At 73.0% G+C, this 17,409-nt stretch carries 15 protein-coding genes; 11 read left to right on the top strand and 4 right to left on the bottom strand.

Annotated features, from left to right (window positions below; translation table 11 throughout):
- Positions 1–49: 49 nt before the first annotated feature.
- Positions 50–1,264, top strand: a complete 1,215-nt coding sequence (locus WMF20_RS32720; protein WP_437605780.1) for a glycosyl hydrolase family 8 — start codon at positions 50–52, stop codon at positions 1,262–1,264.
- A gap of 101 nt (positions 1,265–1,365) precedes the next feature.
- Here the strand turns inward: WMF20_RS32720 and WMF20_RS32715 are convergent, their stop codons facing one another.
- Positions 1,366–2,136 carry a class I SAM-dependent methyltransferase gene (locus WMF20_RS32715; RefSeq protein ID WP_129578036.1) on the bottom strand — a complete coding sequence of 257 codons (771 nt, stop codon included), beginning with the start codon at positions 2,134–2,136 and terminating at the stop codon, positions 1,366–1,368.
- 58 nt (positions 2,137–2,194) lie between these two features.
- Positions 2,195–2,638 carry a hypothetical protein gene (locus WMF20_RS32710; RefSeq protein ID WP_129578035.1) on the bottom strand — a complete coding sequence of 148 codons (444 nt, stop codon included), beginning with the start codon at positions 2,636–2,638 and terminating at the stop codon, positions 2,195–2,197.
- A 298-nt stretch (positions 2,639–2,936) separates the two neighbouring features.
- On the opposite strand from WMF20_RS32710, the gene WMF20_RS32705 reads away from it, so the two are divergent.
- The gene (locus tag WMF20_RS32705; protein ID WP_437605779.1) at positions 2,937–3,938 is read left to right on the top strand and encodes a metallophosphoesterase; all 1,002 of its coding nucleotides are present in this window, start codon (positions 2,937–2,939) and stop codon (positions 3,936–3,938) included.
- A 36-nt stretch (positions 3,939–3,974) separates the two neighbouring features.
- Here WMF20_RS32705 and plsY read toward each other — a convergent pair whose 3' ends face one another.
- Positions 3,975–4,625, bottom strand: a complete 651-nt coding sequence (gene plsY, locus WMF20_RS32700) for a glycerol-3-phosphate 1-O-acyltransferase PlsY (protein WP_437605778.1) — start codon at positions 4,623–4,625, stop codon at positions 3,975–3,977.
- A gap of 121 nt (positions 4,626–4,746) precedes the next feature.
- Here plsY and WMF20_RS32695 point away from each other — a divergent pair, with 121 nt between their 5' ends.
- From WMF20_RS32695 to WMF20_RS32665, 7 genes are all read left to right on the top strand, one after another.
- On the top strand, positions 4,747–6,033 hold the full coding sequence (locus tag WMF20_RS32695; RefSeq protein ID WP_437605777.1) for a patatin-like phospholipase family protein: 1,287 nt from the start codon (positions 4,747–4,749) through the stop codon (positions 6,031–6,033).
- 158 nt (positions 6,034–6,191) lie between these two features.
- A complete protein-coding gene (locus WMF20_RS32690; RefSeq protein ID WP_437605776.1) occupies positions 6,192–8,225 on the top strand; it encodes a bifunctional serine/threonine-protein kinase/formylglycine-generating enzyme family protein in 2,034 nt (677 codons plus the stop codon).
- Between the two features lie 294 nt (positions 8,226–8,519).
- Positions 8,520–9,206, top strand: a complete 687-nt coding sequence (locus WMF20_RS32685; protein ID WP_437605774.1) for an STAS domain-containing protein — start codon at positions 8,520–8,522, stop codon at positions 9,204–9,206.
- A 101-nt stretch (positions 9,207–9,307) separates the two neighbouring features.
- Positions 9,308–9,940, top strand: a complete 633-nt coding sequence (locus WMF20_RS32680) for an RNA polymerase sigma factor (protein ID WP_437605773.1) — start codon at positions 9,308–9,310, stop codon at positions 9,938–9,940.
- Positions 9,931–11,208: a FecR domain-containing protein gene (locus WMF20_RS32675; protein WP_437605772.1), complete on the top strand. Its 1,278-nt coding sequence runs from the start codon at positions 9,931–9,933 to the stop codon at positions 11,206–11,208. Before WMF20_RS32680 ends, WMF20_RS32675 begins: the two co-directional genes overlap by 10 nt.
- Positions 11,209–11,279: 71 nt before the next feature.
- On the top strand, positions 11,280–12,317 hold the full coding sequence (locus tag WMF20_RS32670) for a hypothetical protein (RefSeq protein ID WP_437605771.1): 1,038 nt from the start codon (positions 11,280–11,282) through the stop codon (positions 12,315–12,317).
- A 75-nt stretch (positions 12,318–12,392) separates the two neighbouring features.
- On the top strand, positions 12,393–13,982 hold the full coding sequence (locus tag WMF20_RS32665) for a hypothetical protein (RefSeq protein WP_437605770.1): 1,590 nt from the start codon (positions 12,393–12,395) through the stop codon (positions 13,980–13,982).
- Between the two features lie 30 nt (positions 13,983–14,012).
- Here WMF20_RS32665 and WMF20_RS32660 read toward each other — a convergent pair whose 3' ends face one another.
- Positions 14,013–15,032 (bottom strand): amidohydrolase family protein, encoded by a 1,020-nt coding sequence (locus tag WMF20_RS32660; RefSeq protein WP_257792737.1) that lies wholly within the window; start codon positions 15,030–15,032, stop codon positions 14,013–14,015.
- Positions 15,033–15,208: 176 nt separating this feature from the next.
- Here WMF20_RS32660 and WMF20_RS32655 point away from each other — a divergent pair, with 176 nt between their 5' ends.
- Both WMF20_RS32655 and WMF20_RS32650 read left to right on the top strand, forming a co-directional pair.
- Complete coding sequence (locus WMF20_RS32655) at positions 15,209–15,994, top strand: hypothetical protein (RefSeq protein ID WP_437605768.1); 786 nt, start codon at positions 15,209–15,211, stop codon at positions 15,992–15,994.
- Between the two features lie 204 nt (positions 15,995–16,198).
- On the top strand, positions 16,199–17,380 hold the full coding sequence (locus tag WMF20_RS32650) for an oxygenase MpaB family protein (protein ID WP_437605767.1): 1,182 nt from the start codon (positions 16,199–16,201) through the stop codon (positions 17,378–17,380).
- The last annotated feature ends 29 nt before the right edge of the window (positions 17,381–17,409 follow it).

Here is a 17,409-nt window from a genome sequence, read left to right as displayed (position 1 = left end):
CGTCCCCCTCCGCTTGTTCCGCGCAGCATCGGGCATTGCCTGTGGCTCGTTGGCGCTCTGCGCGCTGCCCGCGTGCGGGAACACGGTGGACTGGCTCGGCCACGACCGGATGACCAGCGACGAGCTCCGCCCGCTGACCGGCCCACAGGAGTACCCCAACGCGCTCCGCGACGTGCTGGGCAAGACGGACGAAGAGATCGCGTCGAAGATCGACGCTACGTTCCAGCAGCTCTTCTACGGCGATAAATACAACGAAGCCATCTTCTACCACGACGCCTACGACGCCAATCGGGCTTACATCTGGGACACCCTGCACTGGCAGGTGCGCACCGAGGGCATGGGCCTCGGGATGATGATCACCGTCCAGCTCGACAAGCGGGATGAGTTCGATCAGCTCTGGAGGTACGCCAAGGAATGGCACGAGCACACGTCCGGCCCCAAGCAGGGCTACTTCGTCTCTTGGTGCGACGTGCCGGGGGGCGAGAAACCGGTGCTCTGCTCCGATCCCTTTGGTCTCCAGCAGCTCGCGATGGCGCTGATGTTCGCCCACGGCCGCTGGGGGAGCGACACCGGGAGCATCGACTACGGAGCGGAGGCGATCGCCCTGCTCGAGGTGATGCAGTTCAAGGAGACGCTGAACGGGGGCGTCGACGACGGTGTGACGAACACCTTCGACCCGGAGACGAAGCTCGTCTTCGACGTCCCGCACGTCGACGCGGCCGACACGACCCGCCCCTCCGCCGAGATGCCGGCGTACTACGAGCTCTGGGCGCAGGCCACGGGCAACCCGTTCTGGTCCGAGGCCGCGGACAGCGCGCGCGAGCACTGGAGGCGGGCCGCGCACCCGAGCACCGGGCTCATCCCGGTGCGCGCCCACTTCGACGGCACGCCGGTGACCGGCTCGGCAAACTTCGATTCGGAGTCCTACCGCACGCTGCTGAACCTCGCGCTCGACCACATCTGGTTCGGGGTCGACCCGTGGCAGGTGGAGGAGGCCAACCGGCTGCTGGCGTTCTTCTCGAGGCAGGGCATCAACTGGTACGGCGGGTCCTACACGCTCGACGGCGTGCTGATCGAGGGCAGGGACCCGGCGCTCGTCGTCGTGAACGGCGTCGTCGGCCTGGTGGCGACGGCCAAGGATCGCGCCGCGTACATCCAGGCGGCGTGGGCAGCCCAGCCGACGACCGGATTGTCGCGCTACTACCCGGGGCTGCTCCACCTGCTCTCGCTGCTGACGCTGAGCGGGCAGTTCCGCGTGTACTGATCGAGGGCGCGCCCTGCCCCGCGAGCGCGCGGGCTCGCTCGTGATCCCGGCCTCGGCGGGCACATCGCGGCTCGGGCGCAGCGCCGTCGCGCTCGGCGGGCTCATGCGAAGCGGAGGTGGAGGACGGGCGGGGCGCCTCCGTCCTGGTGCAGGCGAGGCACCCGGCTCGCGTCGCGCAGCGCGCGCCCGAGCGCGGTCGAGGCGTCGCCCTCGCTGAACGGGCGCAGCCGCGGATAGCGCGCCACGGATCCGTCCAGCGAGGGGAGCTCCAAGCAGGCGCGCGCCCGCGGCGGGACCAGGAGCGGCGACGCCTCGTGATCGAGGATGAGCTCCGTCCCCGGCGCGAGGCGCCGGGAGGCCCGCGTGAGGAAGGCGTCGACGACCTCGGGCGCCTGGCGGGCCAGGGCGCCCTCGGCGATGAGGAGCGTCGGCACGTCGCCCGCGCCGCGGAGGCAGTCCATCCAGCCCGTGCACGCGATCGAGCAGCTCCGCGCGACGGCGTGGCGGTCCGACGCGTGGCCGAGGCGATGCGCGCACTTGAACTCGGCCAGGTGGGGCGGGTCGAGCTCCACCCAGCGGAGCGTCCCGTTGTCGACGCGCGAGAACCGCGTGCAGAGCCCGGCGTCGAGCGCGATGACGAGGCCGTACGGGCTCCGCGCGACGTAGTCGAGGACGAGCCGATCGATGGCCATGGTGCGCACGGTCGAGGTGCGGAGCGCGCGGGCGTCGAAGCCCGCCGGGTCCACGTCGAGCGAGGCCAGCATCGCCTCGGCCCACGGGTCGGCGAAGCCGAGGTCCGGAAAGCGCACCCGCGCCTCGGCGCGCCCGACCAGCGAGAGCACCGCGTCCCTGGAGACCGCCGTGGAGATCATGCGCCCTCCTCGCGGCGCGGGGCGCGAGGTCGCGCGAGCACCCCCGGGGGCCGGCGCGTCACGACGGCACCCCGCCGCTGCCCCGGACGACCTCGGCGACGAGCGCGCGCTCGAGGCGCAGCACCGCGGACCTCTCCGGGAGCTTCGCCGGGAACAGCCCGCCGAGGAGCGTCACGAGCTTGTCGTAGTCGGGCGCCTGCGCCTTCCAGTTCGCGATCGGGTACGCCTCGTAGAGCCCGCACGTGAGCCGCGAGGGCGTCAGCACCGAGACGCGCGCCTCCGGGTGCCAGAGCTGGAGGTGCCAGAAGCCGCGCGCGACGAAGTACTCGAACTTCCGCCCGACGAAGAGGCGTACCTCCCAGCCCGCGACGACCAGGGCGAGCTCGCGCTCGCGCGGATCGTGCGGCGGCGGCGGCCAGCCTTCGTCTTGTGCGGGCTCCGCGGGGCGCGCGGGATCGAGCCGGAGCGGGGGAGCCACGGCGAGCGGCGTGCGCGAGCTCACGAGAGCTCCGCCTGGGGCGCGTCGGACCCGGGGAAAGCGGCGAGCGCTGCGCATGGGGGCGGGCTCGGGGCAGGGGGCATCTCTCGGCTCACGTGGGCTCCGTTGTTGATATTGAAAGTGATGTTCAACTTCGTTAGACGGAGACCTTGATGGTGTCAAGCGAAAACGGTGCCGGCTAGAATGCGCGCCGATGACACATTCCTGTCGTTTGTCCGGCGCGTTGCGGTCCTTTGCGGTCCTCGCCCTCTCCGCGTTGCCGGCCGTCGCCTCGGGCGCAGGCTGCGGTGTAGCGGACAGCGTGACGCCCCCCTTCGGCGTCGCGCCGGCCGGAGCGGGCGGCGGCTCGAGCGGCTCGAGCGGCGAAGGCAGCGGTGGCGCGGCGAGCGGCGCCGCGAACGACGGGGGCGCCGAGGTCGACGGCGCCGTCGGCGAGCCGCCCAGGGTCGTGAGGATCATCGCGATCGGCGACACCGGCGAGGGCAACCTCGCGCAGCACCAGGTCGCCGATCGCATGAGCGAGAAGTGCCTCGCGGTGGGGGGCTGTCACGCCGTGATGATGAACGGCGACAACTTCTACGATCACGGCGTGCTCGATACCGGCGACGCGCAATGGGGGCCGAAGTTCGAGCAGCCCTACGATCGACCGGGGCTGAACGGCCTCCCGTTCTACGCGGTCATCGGCAACCACGATCACGGCCCCAGCAGCAGCGGCGTGCGGCAGGCGCAGATCGATTACTCGCTGCTGCCCGTGGGCGACGGGCCGGGAACGCGGACGACCGACAAATGGCGCATGCCCGCTGCGTATTATGATGTCCGCGTCGGGCACGTACATCTCTTCGGGATCGATACCGTCGACTTCACCTCCGATGAGCAAGCGGTCGACATGAGCGCGCGGGTCGCCGCCTCGGACGCCCGGTGGAAGATCGTCTTCGGCCATCACCCCCGCTACACGTCGGGCGCTCACGCCGCCGACAATCAGCAGCTCGGGCTGGACGGGATGTTCGCCATGCAGCGCGCGATCTACTGCGGGGCCGACATGTACATGTGCGGCCACGATCACAATCTCGAGCTCATCGACAAGGGGCGCGACGAGCTCTGCCCGGATACCTATTTCGCCGTCAGCGGCGCCGGCTCGAAGACCCGCCCGAGGCTCGCCTCGGCTCCGAACGAGCCCGGGCAGCTCTTCTATAACGACGAGACCGAGGCCTTCGCTTACCTGGAGTTCGAGGAGACCGCGCTGCGCTTCGAGTTCATCGACAAGCAAGGCGCGGTGATCTACGCGAAGACGATCACCAAGTGAGCTGGCGAGGCGCGCGGCCCCGGCCGGCCTGCGGCGTCAGCGCCGCTCGCCCTCGCGGGGGGCCCCGGCGCTCGCGCCGCCATCGGACCGCTTCCCGAAGGAGAGGGTGCTCTCGGTGCCCGCGAGGATCCGCCGCAGGTTCGGGGTGTGCTTCAGCCAGATGAAGGCGCCGAGGAGGAGCGAGAGGCACAGCACCGGGGCGCCCCGCTCGCCGAGGAGCCAGAGGAGCGCCGGCAAGGCGAGCGCGCCGGCCAGGGAGCCGGCCGAGACCATGCGGGTCGCCCGCACGACGATCGCGAAGACGGCGAGCGTGGCGAGCGTGGCCCGCGGCGCCAGCACGAGCAGCACACCGCAGGACGTCGCGACGCCCTTGCCGCCCCTCATCCCGAGGAACACCGTGTAGTCGTGGCCCAGCACCGCGGTGAGGCCGCCGGCCGCCGCGACCCACCCGCCCGGCGCGGCGGAGAGCCATGACGCGAGGGGACCGGCGACGAGCGCGCCCTTCGCCATGTCCGCGGCCAGGACGGCCAGCCCGGGCCTCCAGCCGAACGCGCGAAGGACGTTCGTGGCGCCGATGTTCCCCGAGCCCATGGCGCGGATGTCGACCCCTTTGACGAACCGCGCAAAGAGGTAGCCTGTCGGGATCGCTCCGAGGAGGTAGGCAAGGACGAGGTAGATTGCCGTCATCGGGCGCCTCCGTGTCCGCGCGCGCGCGCCATGACCATGGCCACGGGGGTGTAGCATGGCGCCTCGCGAGGCGCGCTTTTCAGGGTCGGTGTCGCGCTGGCGATCGTGGTACTCTGCGACCATGGCCAACGCCTCGCCCGCTTCGACCCGGCATGGCCGCGCCCCCAAGATCGCGCTCGTCCTGGCCGGCGGCGCTGCCCGCGGCGCGTACGAGGTCGGCGTCGTGCAGCACATCCTCGAGGAGGTCTCGCGCGACCTCGGCCGCGAGGCGCCGCTCGACATCCTGTGCGGCACCTCGGTGGGCGCCATCAACGTGTGCGGGCTCGCCGCGTTCGCGGACGAGGCGCGGAGCCGAGCGCGGCGGCTCGCCGCGGTGTGGACACGCCTGCGCATCGACGACCTCGTGCGCCTCGACGTGCGCGGCGTGCTCGCCGTCGGGCACGACCTGCTCCGCGGCGGCGCCGCGGGCGCGCCCTCGAGCGGCGGCCACGCCGCGCTCCTCGACACGTCGGGCCTCGAGCGGCAGATCGCGGAGGCTGTCCCCTTCGAGCGGATCGACGGCCACCTCGAGCGAGGGCTCCTGTCGGCCGTCACCGTGTCGACGACGCTCGTCAAGAGCGGCCGCACCGTCGTCTTCGTCCACCGCGGGGAGCCCGGCCTGCCGCCCTGGAGCCACGACCCGACGATCTCCCCGCGCGCCACCGCGATCCGCGCCGAGCACGCGCTCGCCTCGTCGGCGCTGCCCATCCTGTTCCGCCCGGTGAACATCGACGGCGAGCTCTACTGCGACGGCGGGCTGCGCCAGAACGTCCCGCTCTCGCCGGCGCGGCGCCTCGGGGCCGACGGCGTGATCGTCGTCAATCCGCGGGACATCGAGCCCGCCTCGGCCGCGCCCGAGCGCGACGCGCCGGGCTTCCCCGGGCCGCTCTTCCTGCTCGGGAAGACGCTGAACGCGCTGATGCTCGACCGGATCGACAACGACCTGGCGCGCCTGGAGAGCATCAACGGCATCCTGGAGGCGGGGCGGCGCCGCTACGGGGAAGGCTTCGTCGACGCGCTGAACGAGGGGCTCGGGCTCCCGCCGGGGCGCGCGCTCCGGCCGCTGCGGTCGCTGCTCATCCGCGCCTCCAAGGACATCGGCAGCCTGGCGGCGGAGTTCGTGCGCTCGCCGGCGTTCCGCGCGCGGGCCACGAGCGTGCTCGGCCGAGTGATGCGGCGCCTCGCCGAGGGGGACGAGCAGCGCGAGGCCGACTTCCTGTCGTATCTGCTGTTCGACGGTGAGTTCGCGGGGCGGCTCATCGAGATAGGCCGCGCGGACGCGCGGGCGCGGCACGAGGAGCTGTGCGCGTTCTTCGAGCGGGCGCTGAGCTCTGGCGGGTTCGAGGCGCGGGCGCGCGACGAGGGCTGAGGGACACAGGCGCTCCTCCGGAGCGCTCGGCGCCTCTCGGGCGCTGAAACGTGATGAGGGCGACCGAGGTCTCCACGCGCGATCACCGCGCGATCACCACACGATGACGGCATGATCTCCGCGCGGCCGCAGCGCCCGGTGTAGACTCGCGCCGCGAGATGGCACCTTCGGATCCCTTCGGCTGGGCGGGCGCGACGATCGGCGGCAAGTACCGGCTCGACGCCGTGGTCGGCGAGGGCGGGTTCGGGGTCGTCTACCGCGGCCATCACCTCGGGTTCGACGAGCCGGTCGCGGTCAAGTGCCTGAAGCTGCTCGGATCGCTGGCGCCGGCCGAGCGCGAGGCGTTCCAGCGGATGCTCCTCAACGAGGGCCGGCTCCTCCACCGCCTCTCCCGCGCGAGCGCAGGCATCGTGCAGGCCCTCGACACGGGCGCCGCGGTCTCGCCGTCGGGCGAGTGGACGCCCTACCTCGTGCTCGAGTGGCTCGACGGCGCCCCGCTCGACCACGACATCGCCGCGCGGCGCGCCCGCGGCGGGGCGGCGCGCCCCCTCGCCGAGGCGATCGCCCTGCTCGCGCCCGCTGCGCACGCGCTCGAGGTCGCGCACGCGCAGGGCGTCGCCCACCGCGACATCAAGCCCGCGAACCTGTTCCTCACGGACATCGGCGGCCGGCGCACGCTGAAGGTCCTCGACTTCGGCATCGCCAAGGTGCTCGGCGAGCTCTCGAGCATGACGCAGGCGATGGCCGAGACGGGCAGCGCCCTCCGGGCCTTCACCGTCCACTACGGCGCGCCGGAGCAGTTCCACCAGCGCTTCGGCGCGACCGGGCCGTGGACCGATGTCTTCGCGCTCGCCCTGGTGCTCATCGAGGTGGCGTCGGGCAGCCGCGCCCTCCTCGGGAGCGACGTCACGCAGCTCTACATCGCCGCGACAGATCCGGCGTTCCGCCCGAGCCTGCGCGGCGCGGGCGTGAGCGCGCCGGAGGCCGTCGAGGCGGTGCTGCGCCGCGCGCTCGCGGTCGAGCCGCGCGAGCGCTACCGGACGGCGGGCGAGCTCTGGGGAGCGCTCGAGGCCGCGATGGCCGCGGCGGTGGCGTCCGTCGCGCTCGCGGCGGACGCGACCGCAGGCGCGCCGCCCACGCCCGCAGCGCTGCCTCCGCCCGAACCCGCACCGCCGGTCGCGCCCCTCACGACGATGGGCGGCATCACCGCGAGCGCGCCCCCGCCGGGGGCGCCTCCTCCGGGCTCGCTCCCGGCCGCGCCTGCGGCCGCGGCCGCCGGGGCCGCTCGGCGGCGTGGTCTGCTGCTCGCGGTCGTCTCGGCGGTCGCGCTGGCCGCCGCCCTCGGCGCGGGCGCCGTCGCGTTCTTCCAGCTCCGCGCCCCCGACGACGCGCTGCCGGCGCGCGCGGGCGGCGGCCTGACCGCGCCGCCGGCCGAGGCGCCGCCCCCGCGGGACATGGTCCGGGTGCCCGCGGGCCGGTTCTCGATGGGCAGCGCCAAGGGCGGCAAATCCGAGCGGCCGCCCCACGAGGTCACGCTGACCCGCGCGTTCGATCTCGATCGAACCGAGGTCACGGTCGCCGCCTACCAGCGCTGCGTCGACGCGGGCCGGTGCACGCCGAGCGGCCTGCACGGCCCCCGCGCCAGCGACGCGGACGTGGAGCAGCGCGGCGCGCTCTGCACCGCGGCGGATCCCGCGAAGGCGCAGCACCCGATCTCCTGCGTCGATCAGGCGCAGGCGGCCGCGTACTGCGCCTTCGTCGGCAAGCGGCTCCCGACCGAGGCCGAGTGGGAATACGCCGCGCGCGGCGCCGACGGCCGCGAGTACCCGTGGGGCAACGAGCCGCCGGGGTGCGCGCACGCGGTCGTGTCGCGGCCTGCCGGGCAGGGCTGCGGCGCGATCGGCAAAGGCACCCAGGAGGTCGGCTCGGCCACGGCCGGGGCGAGCCCGTCGGGCGCGCTCGACATGGCGGGCAACGTCTGGGAATGGGTGGCCGACGGCTGGGACCCAGGCGCCTACGCGAAGGGCGCCCAGACGGATCCCCAGGTGCCGGCGACCGGCAGCAAGGGCGTGCTCCGCGGCGGATCGTGGGATTTCTCCGCCAGCACGGCGAAGTCGACCTTCCGCCTGGCGTTCGATCGTGAGGCGGGCGACGTCTCGACCGGGTTCCGCTGCGCCCGCACGGCCGACTGATGATCGCGAGCAGCCTCGACGCTGCCGGCCGGGCGAGCAGGTTCCTTCCAGCCGCGATGAAGATGGGCTATCTGTTGGACCTTGGTCGAAGGTAGATTCACTCGTCGGACGGCGAAATAGGATATCTGGACAGGTGTGGTCGTGTGGTCCGGCGCGCGGTGAGGTCGCTACGAGCGCGTTCGCGCGCAGGCCGCCGGTGAGGTCGGCGCCGCGCCTCGACGCAGCGACATCGCACCGCGGCCCCCCGGTCAACCTCTGCCGAGCGCACAGGAGCCCATGCAAGAATCCGAGAACATGATCTCTTTCGAGGAGCGCCGGATGCAACGCGTCATCGATGCGGTCGCGCTCGCGTCGACGGGAGAGATCGAGCTCGCCTTGAAGCAGCTCGAGGCAGTCGAACAGGATGCCTTCGGGGTGGTCGAGGAGGCGCTGCGGGTCTTTCTCTTCGAGCTCTCCGCGACCGCGGAGCAGAACGCGCAGGCGCTCGCCGCGCTCGCGGCCTCCAAGCGCGAGCTCGAGAGCCAGCTGGACACCATCCAGCGCCAGGAGTGCGCCATCCGGGAGCTCTCGGTGCCGATCATCGATATCTGGCATGGCATCCTCACGCTCCCGCTCGTCGGGCTCTTCGACTCGGTGCGGGCCGTCGAGGTGACCGAGCGGCTGCTCGCCCGCGTGGCGGACGACAGCGACGTCGAGTGGGTGATCCTCGACCTCACCGGCGTCACGGTCATCGACTCGATGACCGCCCAGCACCTCGTCAAGCTCGCCCAGGCGGTGCAGCTCCTCGGCGCTCGCTGCGTCCTCACCGGGCTGGGCGGCCACGTCGCCGAGACGCTCGTGGCGCTCGGCGTCTCGTTCGACGAGCTGAACCCGATGCGCAGCCTGCGGGAGGGCCTCAGGTTCTGCCTGGCGCAGCGCAGGGCGGGCAGCGCCGCCCTTGCAGCGCACGGGGAGCGCGCGACACCCCGCACGCAGACCTAGCGTCGGCGCGCGGTCACCTCGCCAGCGGGCGCGCGCGGGCTGCCCATGGCGACGATCGCTGAGCCGTCGCGACGGCGACCGGCCATTTAGAGGCTACCGCGATGTCCGCGCACCTCCGCGTCGTCCGAAAGCCTCGCTCGCCGGATCCCCCCGTCGACGCGCAGCCCACCTCGTCCGAGGTCCTGCGCGGCCTGCACGCCCGGAATCCCGCGGCGGAGCGCCGCCTGCTCGACGCGTACGCGGGCCTCGTCGAGCGGATGCTGTTTCGCATCCTGGGCGACATTCGGACCCTGGAGGATCTCGTGCAGGACGTGTTCGCCCGGGTGTTCTCCCGCATCGACGACGTGCGCGAGCCCGCGGCGCTGAAGCCGTTCATCACCAGCGTCACCGTGTTCGTCGCGCGCGAGGCGATCCGCAAGAAGCGGCGGCACCGATGGCTCGCGTTCTTCGCGAGCGACGAGCTGCCGGAGATCGCGGCCAGCGTCGATCCAGAGGCCCGGCAGGGCGTGCGCGCCTTCTACCGGGCCCTGGAGACGCTCGATCCCGACGAGCGGCTGGCCTTCACGCTGCGGATCGTCGAGGGCCAGGAGCTCGCCGACGTGGCCGCCGCGTGCAGCGTGTCGGTGGCGACCGTCAAGCGCCGGCTCCAGCGCGCGGAGGTCGCGTTCGTCGAGCGCTGCAAGAAGGATGAAGTGCTTGCCTCCTGGCTCGCGGAGGGCGACCGATGGACGTGAGGACCAAGGACATCGCGGCCCTGGGGCGCCGGGTCGCCGCGCACCAGGACGCCGCGCTCGAGCGGCTGGCGCGGCCCCGGGCGGCGGATCGGCTCCAGGCGATCTACCGCAAAGAGGCCGCGCTCTCGCTGCGCGAAAGGGCGGCTCCCTCCCCGCGGCGGCTCGGCTTCGCGCTCGCGGCGGCGTGCGTCGCCGCTTTCGCCCTCGTCGTCTTCGCGCTGTCCCGGCCGAGCGATCCGTTGACGTACCGGGTCGACGGGTCGCCCGGCGCCGTGGGCCGGTGGGTGGCCGCGGACGCGTCGCGCGTCGGGCTCGACTTCTCGGACGGGTCGCGCGTGGACCTCGCGCCGGGGACGCGCGCCCGTGTGACCGAGGTCGGCCCGCTCGGCGCGGCGGTCCTCCTGGAGCGCGGATCGCTGCACGTGCGCGTCGTGCATCGCGACGACACCCGGTGGGTGGTGGCGGGAGGGCCGTTCGAGGTGCACGTGATCGGCACCGAGTTCGACGTCACGTGGGACACGGAGGCCGAGGAGCTCGCGGTCTCGATGAGCGCCGGCCGCGTGCGCGTCCTGGGCTCTTGCGTCGAGCCGCCCGGGCGCGCCGTCGCCGCGCCCGAGTCGATCCGGCTGACGTGCGCGGCCCCCCGCGCCGCCGCGCCGCCTCCGGCGCCCGATCCGGAGGCGAGCCCACCCGCCGATCCGCCGGCCCTCCTCGCGAGCGCGAGCGCCGCCGCGCTCGCGCCGGCCGCGCCTCCTTCGCCGCCGGCCCGCGCAGAGGCGCCCTCGTCCGCGGCCCCCGCCGGGGGCTGGCGCGCGCACATCGCCGCGGGCAAGCTCGCCGAGGCGCTCGCGGACGTGGAGCTCCTCGGCATCGACGTGGTGCTGGAGCGCGCCGCCGGCGCGGAGCTGGTCGAGCTCGGGTCCGCGGCGCGGCTCGCGCGCAAGCTGGACGTCGCGGCCCGGTTCTACCAGACGGCGCGAGCGCGGTTCGCCGGGAGCGACGCCGCCGCCGTGGCGGCGTACCACCTCGGCCGCATGGCGTTCGACGGGCGCGGCGCCTGGGCGGAGGCCGAGCGCTGGTTCGCGGTGTACCTCGCGGAGCGGCCGCGCGGCGCGCTCGCGCCGGAGGCGCTCGGCCGCTCCCTGGAGTGCGCGAGGAACCTGAAGCTCCACGCGCGCGCCCGCGAGCTCGCCGCGCGCTACCTCGCGGCCTATCCGAACGGCGCCCACGCCGGGCTCGCGGCGACGCTCGCTGGTGGGGCCGATTGACGCTGCGCCCGCGCACGTCGCGGGGGTCGGGCCGGCGCCGGCGGTCCGGAGCGCGCGCCGCGGCGCGCTCGATGGGCGGCGCGCTCGTCGCGCTCTCGGCGTCCCTGGCGCTCGCGGCGCCGTGTTTCGCCGACGAGCGCTCGCCGATCACCGTCGTCGCCGGTGCGCGCGGCGCGCTGGCGCACCGGCTCTCGCAGGAGCTCGAAGCGGCAGGCTTGCCGGTGCAGGTCGAGGCGAGCCCGGCGGCGGCCGCGCCCGGCGGGCTGCTCATCGTCGTCCCCGAGGGGGATGCGGGGGCCATCGAGATCTGGTCGGCGTCGGGCGGGCGGGCGGACCTCGTCGCGAGCGTGGCGCCGGACGGCCCGCTCGACACCCGGGTGCTCCGCGCGGCGGAGCTGGTGCGGGCGCTCCGGTCGGCAGCCGACGCCCCCGCCGGCGCGACGCCGGCGCCGCTCCCGCCTGCGCCCGTCGCGCCGGCGCCGCTCCCGCCCGCGCCCGTCGCGCCTCCGGCCGCGGGGTCGGGGCAGGCGTGGTGGGGTCCGCCGCTCCGCGCGTGGGCGCCGCCGCCGCCCGCGTTCCCGGTGTCCGCGGCGCCGAGGGCCGCGCTCGTCGATGTGGGCGTCGCGGTGGCCGTGGGGTGGCAGACGCCGGGTGTGTCGCTGGCGCTCGATGCCTCGCTCCGGCTCTGGCCTTCGGCCCGGGTCGGCGTCGGGCTCCTCGCAGACCTGCCGCTCGTCGGCCCGACGATCGACGCGCCGGAAGGCGAGGTCGGCTTTCGCGCCACGCTCCTCGGCGCCGAGCTCGTCCTCGCGCCCGTCGCGAGGACGGGCCGTTTCGGGCTCGTCCTGTCCCCTGGCGTGGGCCTCGCCCACGTGAGCGCGTCTGGCGAGGCGAGGCCGCCCTATCTCGACAGCGACGAATCCACGTTCACCGCCCTCGTCTACGGGCGAGGCGAGGCGCGCCTCCGGCTCATCGACTCCCTGGCTCTCACGGCGGGCGCGCTCGGCGGCGCGGCGATCCCCCCTGTCGATCTCCGGTTCGTGGGACGGGTGACATCGACCTTCAGCCCGCTCGCGTCGTTCTCGCTCGGCGTCGTCGTCGAGCGGTGAGCCGCCGGCGCGGCAGGCGGCCATTTCTAGGAGCAGGACACGCGCGCTTCCTCAACCGAGATCGGAGAGTGCTCCTTGAAACAGCTCATCGTACCTGGATACCTCGCGCTCAGCGTGCTCACGGCGGCGTGCGACAGGATTCCGCTCGATCCCATTCGCGGCGATAACGCCGGCGGCGATGCGGCGGGAGAAGGCGGAGCCGGCAGCGGCAGCGCCGGCAGCGCCGGCAGCGCCGGCAGCGCCGGCAGCGCCGGCAGCGCCGGCAGCGCCGGCAGCGCCGGCAGCGCCGGCAGCGGCAGCAGCGGCGGCAGCGGCGACGCGCCCGGCGCCGGCGATTCCCTCTGGAGCCTGCACTTCGGCTCGACGGTACGCCAGGCCAGCGTCTCCGGGGGCCGCATCGCCGTGGACGGGGCGGGCCACGTCATCCTCGCGACCGAGGTCGCCGATGGCGTCGACCTCGGCGACGGCCCGCTCTCGACAGAGGGCCGCTCGGACGTCAGCCTCGCGAAATTCGACGGGGAAGGACAGCTCATCTGGCACAAGCGGCTCTTCGACGCGGGCTACGTGCAGGATGTCGCCGTCAATCCAGCGGGGCTCATCGCCATGACGGGACGCGCTCGCCAAAGCAGCATCGATCTCGGGGGCGGTCCGCTCGTGGGGCAGGGGGGAGCGCTCGACGCCTTCGTGGCCGTCTTCACGGCAGAAGGAGAACACGTCTGGTCGGCTCGAAGCGGCGCAGGATCCTATGCATTATGGGACCGCATCGCCGTGGACGCGGCCGGAAACGTGGTCGTGGCCGTGAGCTTCACGGGCCAGATCAGCCTCTGCGGGCGCTCGCTGACCAGCGCCGGGGTGGACGACTCGTACCTCGCGAAATTCGACCCTGCGGGGCATTGCCTCTGGGTCAAGCAGCTCGGCGCCACGGAGACGCACGACGTCGCGCTCGATGCGACGGGCAACGTCGTCCTCGCCGGGAGCTTCGGCTATGGTGACATCAAGACGATCGACCTCGGCGGCGGGCCGCTGACCTCGGCCGGCGGCGAGGACGTCTTCGTGGCGAAGCTCGACGCCGCCGGGGCGCACCTCTGGAGCAAGCGGTTCGGCGACGACGCGCTCCAGAGGGCGTACGGCGTCGCGATCGACGGCTCCGGAGCCGTGGTGATCGGCGGGACGTTCCTCGGGAGCGTGGATTTCGGCGGAGGCCCTCTGGTGAGCGCGGGCGGGTTCGATTTTCTCGAGCCCGGCTCGGTCACGTGGGGCGGCAACATGTTCGTGACCAAATTCGGCCCCGCGGGCGAGCTCCTGTGGGCCAAGCGCTTCGGGGAGTACGGGCCCCAGACGGCGCTGGACGTCGCGGCGAACGTGGAAGGCGACATCGCCATCACGGGCTTGCTGTACGGCGATGTCGACCTGGGCACGGGCCTCATGGACTGCACCTACGGCGATGCCTTCGCCGCGAAGCTCGACGCGACGGGCGTGGTGCGCTGGGCCAAGCACAGCGGCGACAGGGGGCGCCAGTACGGCCAATCCACCGCCATCGACGCGACCGGCAGCGTGTTCGCCGCCGGGCCGTTCCTGGGCACGATCGACTTTGGCACGGGGCCGCTCGTGAACCCGCCGTCGGAGCGGGCCTTCGATTCGTTCCTCGTGAAGTTCGGGCCCTGAGGTCGCGGGCGGCGATCCGCGAGATGGCTCTCACCGCAGGCAGGCGCCGAGCCATCGCGAGGCGTTCTGTCCGAGGGCGGGGCCGAGGAGCTCGGGGGGCAGGTGAAGGCCCTGATAGGTGCCGAGGGTGCGGGCCGGCTGGTCGGCGGTTTGACGAAAGAAGCGAAAATTGTCCTCTTTCAAGAGACCCATGTTCGACTCCACCTGCAGATCCCACAGCTCCATGGACAGCGGGTCCAGCCCGCTGGTCACGAGGTCGGTCCCGAACAGGAAGCGCTCGGGCCATCGAGAGAACAGCCTGACGAGCTGGGCGCGCTCGCGCTCGAGGTTCGCGAACCCCTCTGCCGCCGGGCCGGCGGAGCCATGGCTCGTATCGACGAGGAGGCGTGGAAACGCCTCCATCAGGGACTCCATGCGCGCGAGGTCGGTGCGGCTGCCGCAGAGATGTGCGCACACCACCCGCAGGTCGGGGAAGGCGCGCAGGACCGCCTCGAGCTCGCTGCGGTATCGGACGGTGTTGGCATGAAGGAGGACCGGGAGCGACTGATCGGACAGCGCCTGCCACATCGCCTTGTGCGAGGGGTCGTCCAGGGGACGCTCGTGGAAGAGGTTGTGCCCCTGATAGAGCTTCACGCCGCAGGCGCCTCGGCGGCGGAGCTCGGCGAGGTACGCGAGATCGCCGTGACCCAGATCTACGGTGACGAACGGAATGAGCTTTCCGGGGTGAGCCGCCGCGGCGTCGAGGACGATATCGTTGCCCGTACGGTAGCCGGCGAGCCCGGAGCCGCCGCGGCCGCTGGTCAGGTCCGGGCTCGCCAGGATGACGGCGCGATCGATGCGGTGCTTGGCCATGTGGGCGAGCAATGGTGTCACCGCGTCGGCGTGCGTCAGGTGCACATGGATGTCGATGACCTCTTGGCGGGGCGGAGGCGGCGACGAGCGGCACCCCAGGACGGCGGCGAACGCAGCTCCCCACGCGACGCTGCGGAGTCGAGCCCCGCGACCGGCGCGGGTCGCCTTCGGAGAGCGGATTGAACGATGCGGAGCCATCGCCGGCAAGGATACTCCGCGGCTTCGCTGACGCCATGGAAAAGAAGGGAGTCGTGCGAAATGATATGATCTGACATCGCGCTTCCAATCATGGTTCATGCAATGCTCGATGCGCGTGCTTCAGGGGCGACGTCTCGCCCTTGGGGGCGTTGTCGCCTGTGCTCAGGAGGTTTTGTATGTCGCTCATCCGTAGCTCGATTCGATTCATGGGGTTCGCGGCGCTCTGCGCTTCGTTGTTCGGAACGACGTCTTGCTTGCCGAGGCCGGACAATGGCGTGGGCCCCGGCGCAGGGGGTAGCGGCAGCAGTACCAACACCACCGGCAGCAGCAGCGGTGATGGCGGCAGCAGCAGCGGCGGCGGTGGCAGCGGCAGCAGCGGCAGCGGCAGCGGCAGCAGCAGCAGCAGCAGCAGCAGCAGCAGCGGCGGTGGCAGCGGTCCTGGTGGGGTCGGCGGAGGCGGCTCCGCGACCGGGGGCGGCGGAGCGCCGGCTTGCGCGGACGACGCCCACGAGGAGAACGACGCGGCCGCCTCCGCGGCGCCGCTCGCCTACACGGCGGGCGGCAGCGGATCTCCCGACGCGTGGTTCTCGCACGTCGGCTTCGTCCTCTGTTCAGGCGATGAGGACTGGTACCTGATCGATACCTCTCTCGGGTACGAAGAGTTTTATTGGAAGCTCCGCGTCCTGGCCGCCGGGGCAGAGCTGTGCGGCGCGGGGTGCGAGCAGTACACTCCGCCGCCCGGTCCAGAGAACACGGTGATCGTGGAGGTGTACAGCGCGGCCACGATGGAGCTCATCGGATCTGAACAGAGCGATCATGGACGGGTATGGCTCGACGGCGAAGGGCTGGATTCGGCGAACGATCTGCTCCTGCGCATCTATGGGCCGCCGGAGGCGACCTACCCGTACGACATCACGTTCATCGCCAAGTCTTATGAAGGGGAGGACGAGTGCGAGTGCTGAGCATCGCCTAGAGCGCCGGGGCGCGAGCCAGGTCGAGGTGGGCCGCGGCGGCGCCGCCCGAGGGCCGGCGGCTCCGGCGCCGCGCAGGCACGGCCGAGCTTCGGGGCGTGGTGGATCCTGCACGCGTGATGCGAGCCCGCCGGGCGGGCGGCCTCCGCGTTGCGCGACGTCGGCAATGTGCCAAGGAACTCGACTCCACCCCCCATGAAGAACGCGACGCTCCCTGCCCGGTTCCAGGACACCGCGGACGCCCGCCGTCGCTTCGGCGATCAGCTCGATCGCCTCGCCCCCTTCCTGCTCCGCGTCGATCCCGCGGCCGACGCCGTCGTGGAGGCGTTCGCGTCGATGCCCTCGGGTCAGGGCTTCCGCCTCCTCGAGGCCGCCCTCGCGCGCGGCATCGACCACGTCGCGAACGACGCTCCGGCCGAGCTGCGGGCGCTCTTCGCGGACGTCGATCACGTCCCCCTCTGGGTGGACTGGGACGCGGTGAACCGCGGCGGCGCCGCGTTCCTGCGCACTGGCGTGATCGGCGGCGTCCTGCTCGCGATGCAGTCGCTCATCCTCGGGTACGCCTCGCCCGGCGGGAACAAACCGCTCGTCTTCTCGGGGCGGCTCCGCGAGCAGGCCGGGCGCCGCCTCGGCGAGACGAGCCGCTTCGTCTACGCCGTCAGCCAGGCGAACGGCATGCGCCGCTCCGGCGACGGCTTCGCGATCACCGTCAAGGTGCGCATCATGCACGCCCAGGTGCGGCGCCTCGTGCGCGCGAGCGGCCGGTGGCAGACGGCGCTCTGGGGCGAGCCGATCAACCAGCACGACATGGTCGCGACAGCGCTGCTCTTCTCGGTCGCGGTGCTCGACGGCCTCGACAAGCTCGGCTACCACGTCCCGCCGGACCAGCGGGAAGATCTCGTCCACCTCTGGCGCTACGTGGCCTACGTCATCGGCGTCGAGCCGGAGCTCATCCCCGGCTCCTCTGCCGAGGCCAGGCGCCTCGCCGAGATGATCTTCGCCACGCAGGGCGCGCCGGACGACGACTCGCGCATGCTCGTCGACGCGCTGGTCACCCACAGCATCCGCAGCGCGCGGAGCGACGGCGAGCGCCGGCGCGCCGAGCAGGTCATGGCCATCTTCTGCTGCGTCGCCCGCGCCGTCCTCGGCGAGGCGCTCGCCGAGCAGCTCGGCGTGCCCCGGCAGAGCTCGCTCCTCGCCGTGCCGCTGCTCCGCGCCGTCGCCGCCGCCTCGAGCCGCGCGCACGCGCTGCCGTCGCTGCAGGACCTCGCGCTCGACCTCGGCGGTCGCTACTGGCAGCGCGCCATCGCGGTCGGCCTCGGCGGCCGTCCGGCCGACTTCGCCCCTCCGGAGCGCTTCGCCGACGGCCAGACGTGAGCGCGCCCGGCGGTCGGGGTTGAACCGCG

The organism is Sorangium sp. So ce834 (assembly GCF_051521425.1).
In the GTDB taxonomy this organism is placed as follows: domain Bacteria; phylum Myxococcota_A; class Polyangia; order Polyangiales; family Polyangiaceae; genus Sorangium; species Sorangium cellulosum_D.
Note: the sequence above shows the minus strand (reverse complement) of the source record. Positions and strands in the feature narration are given on the sequence as shown.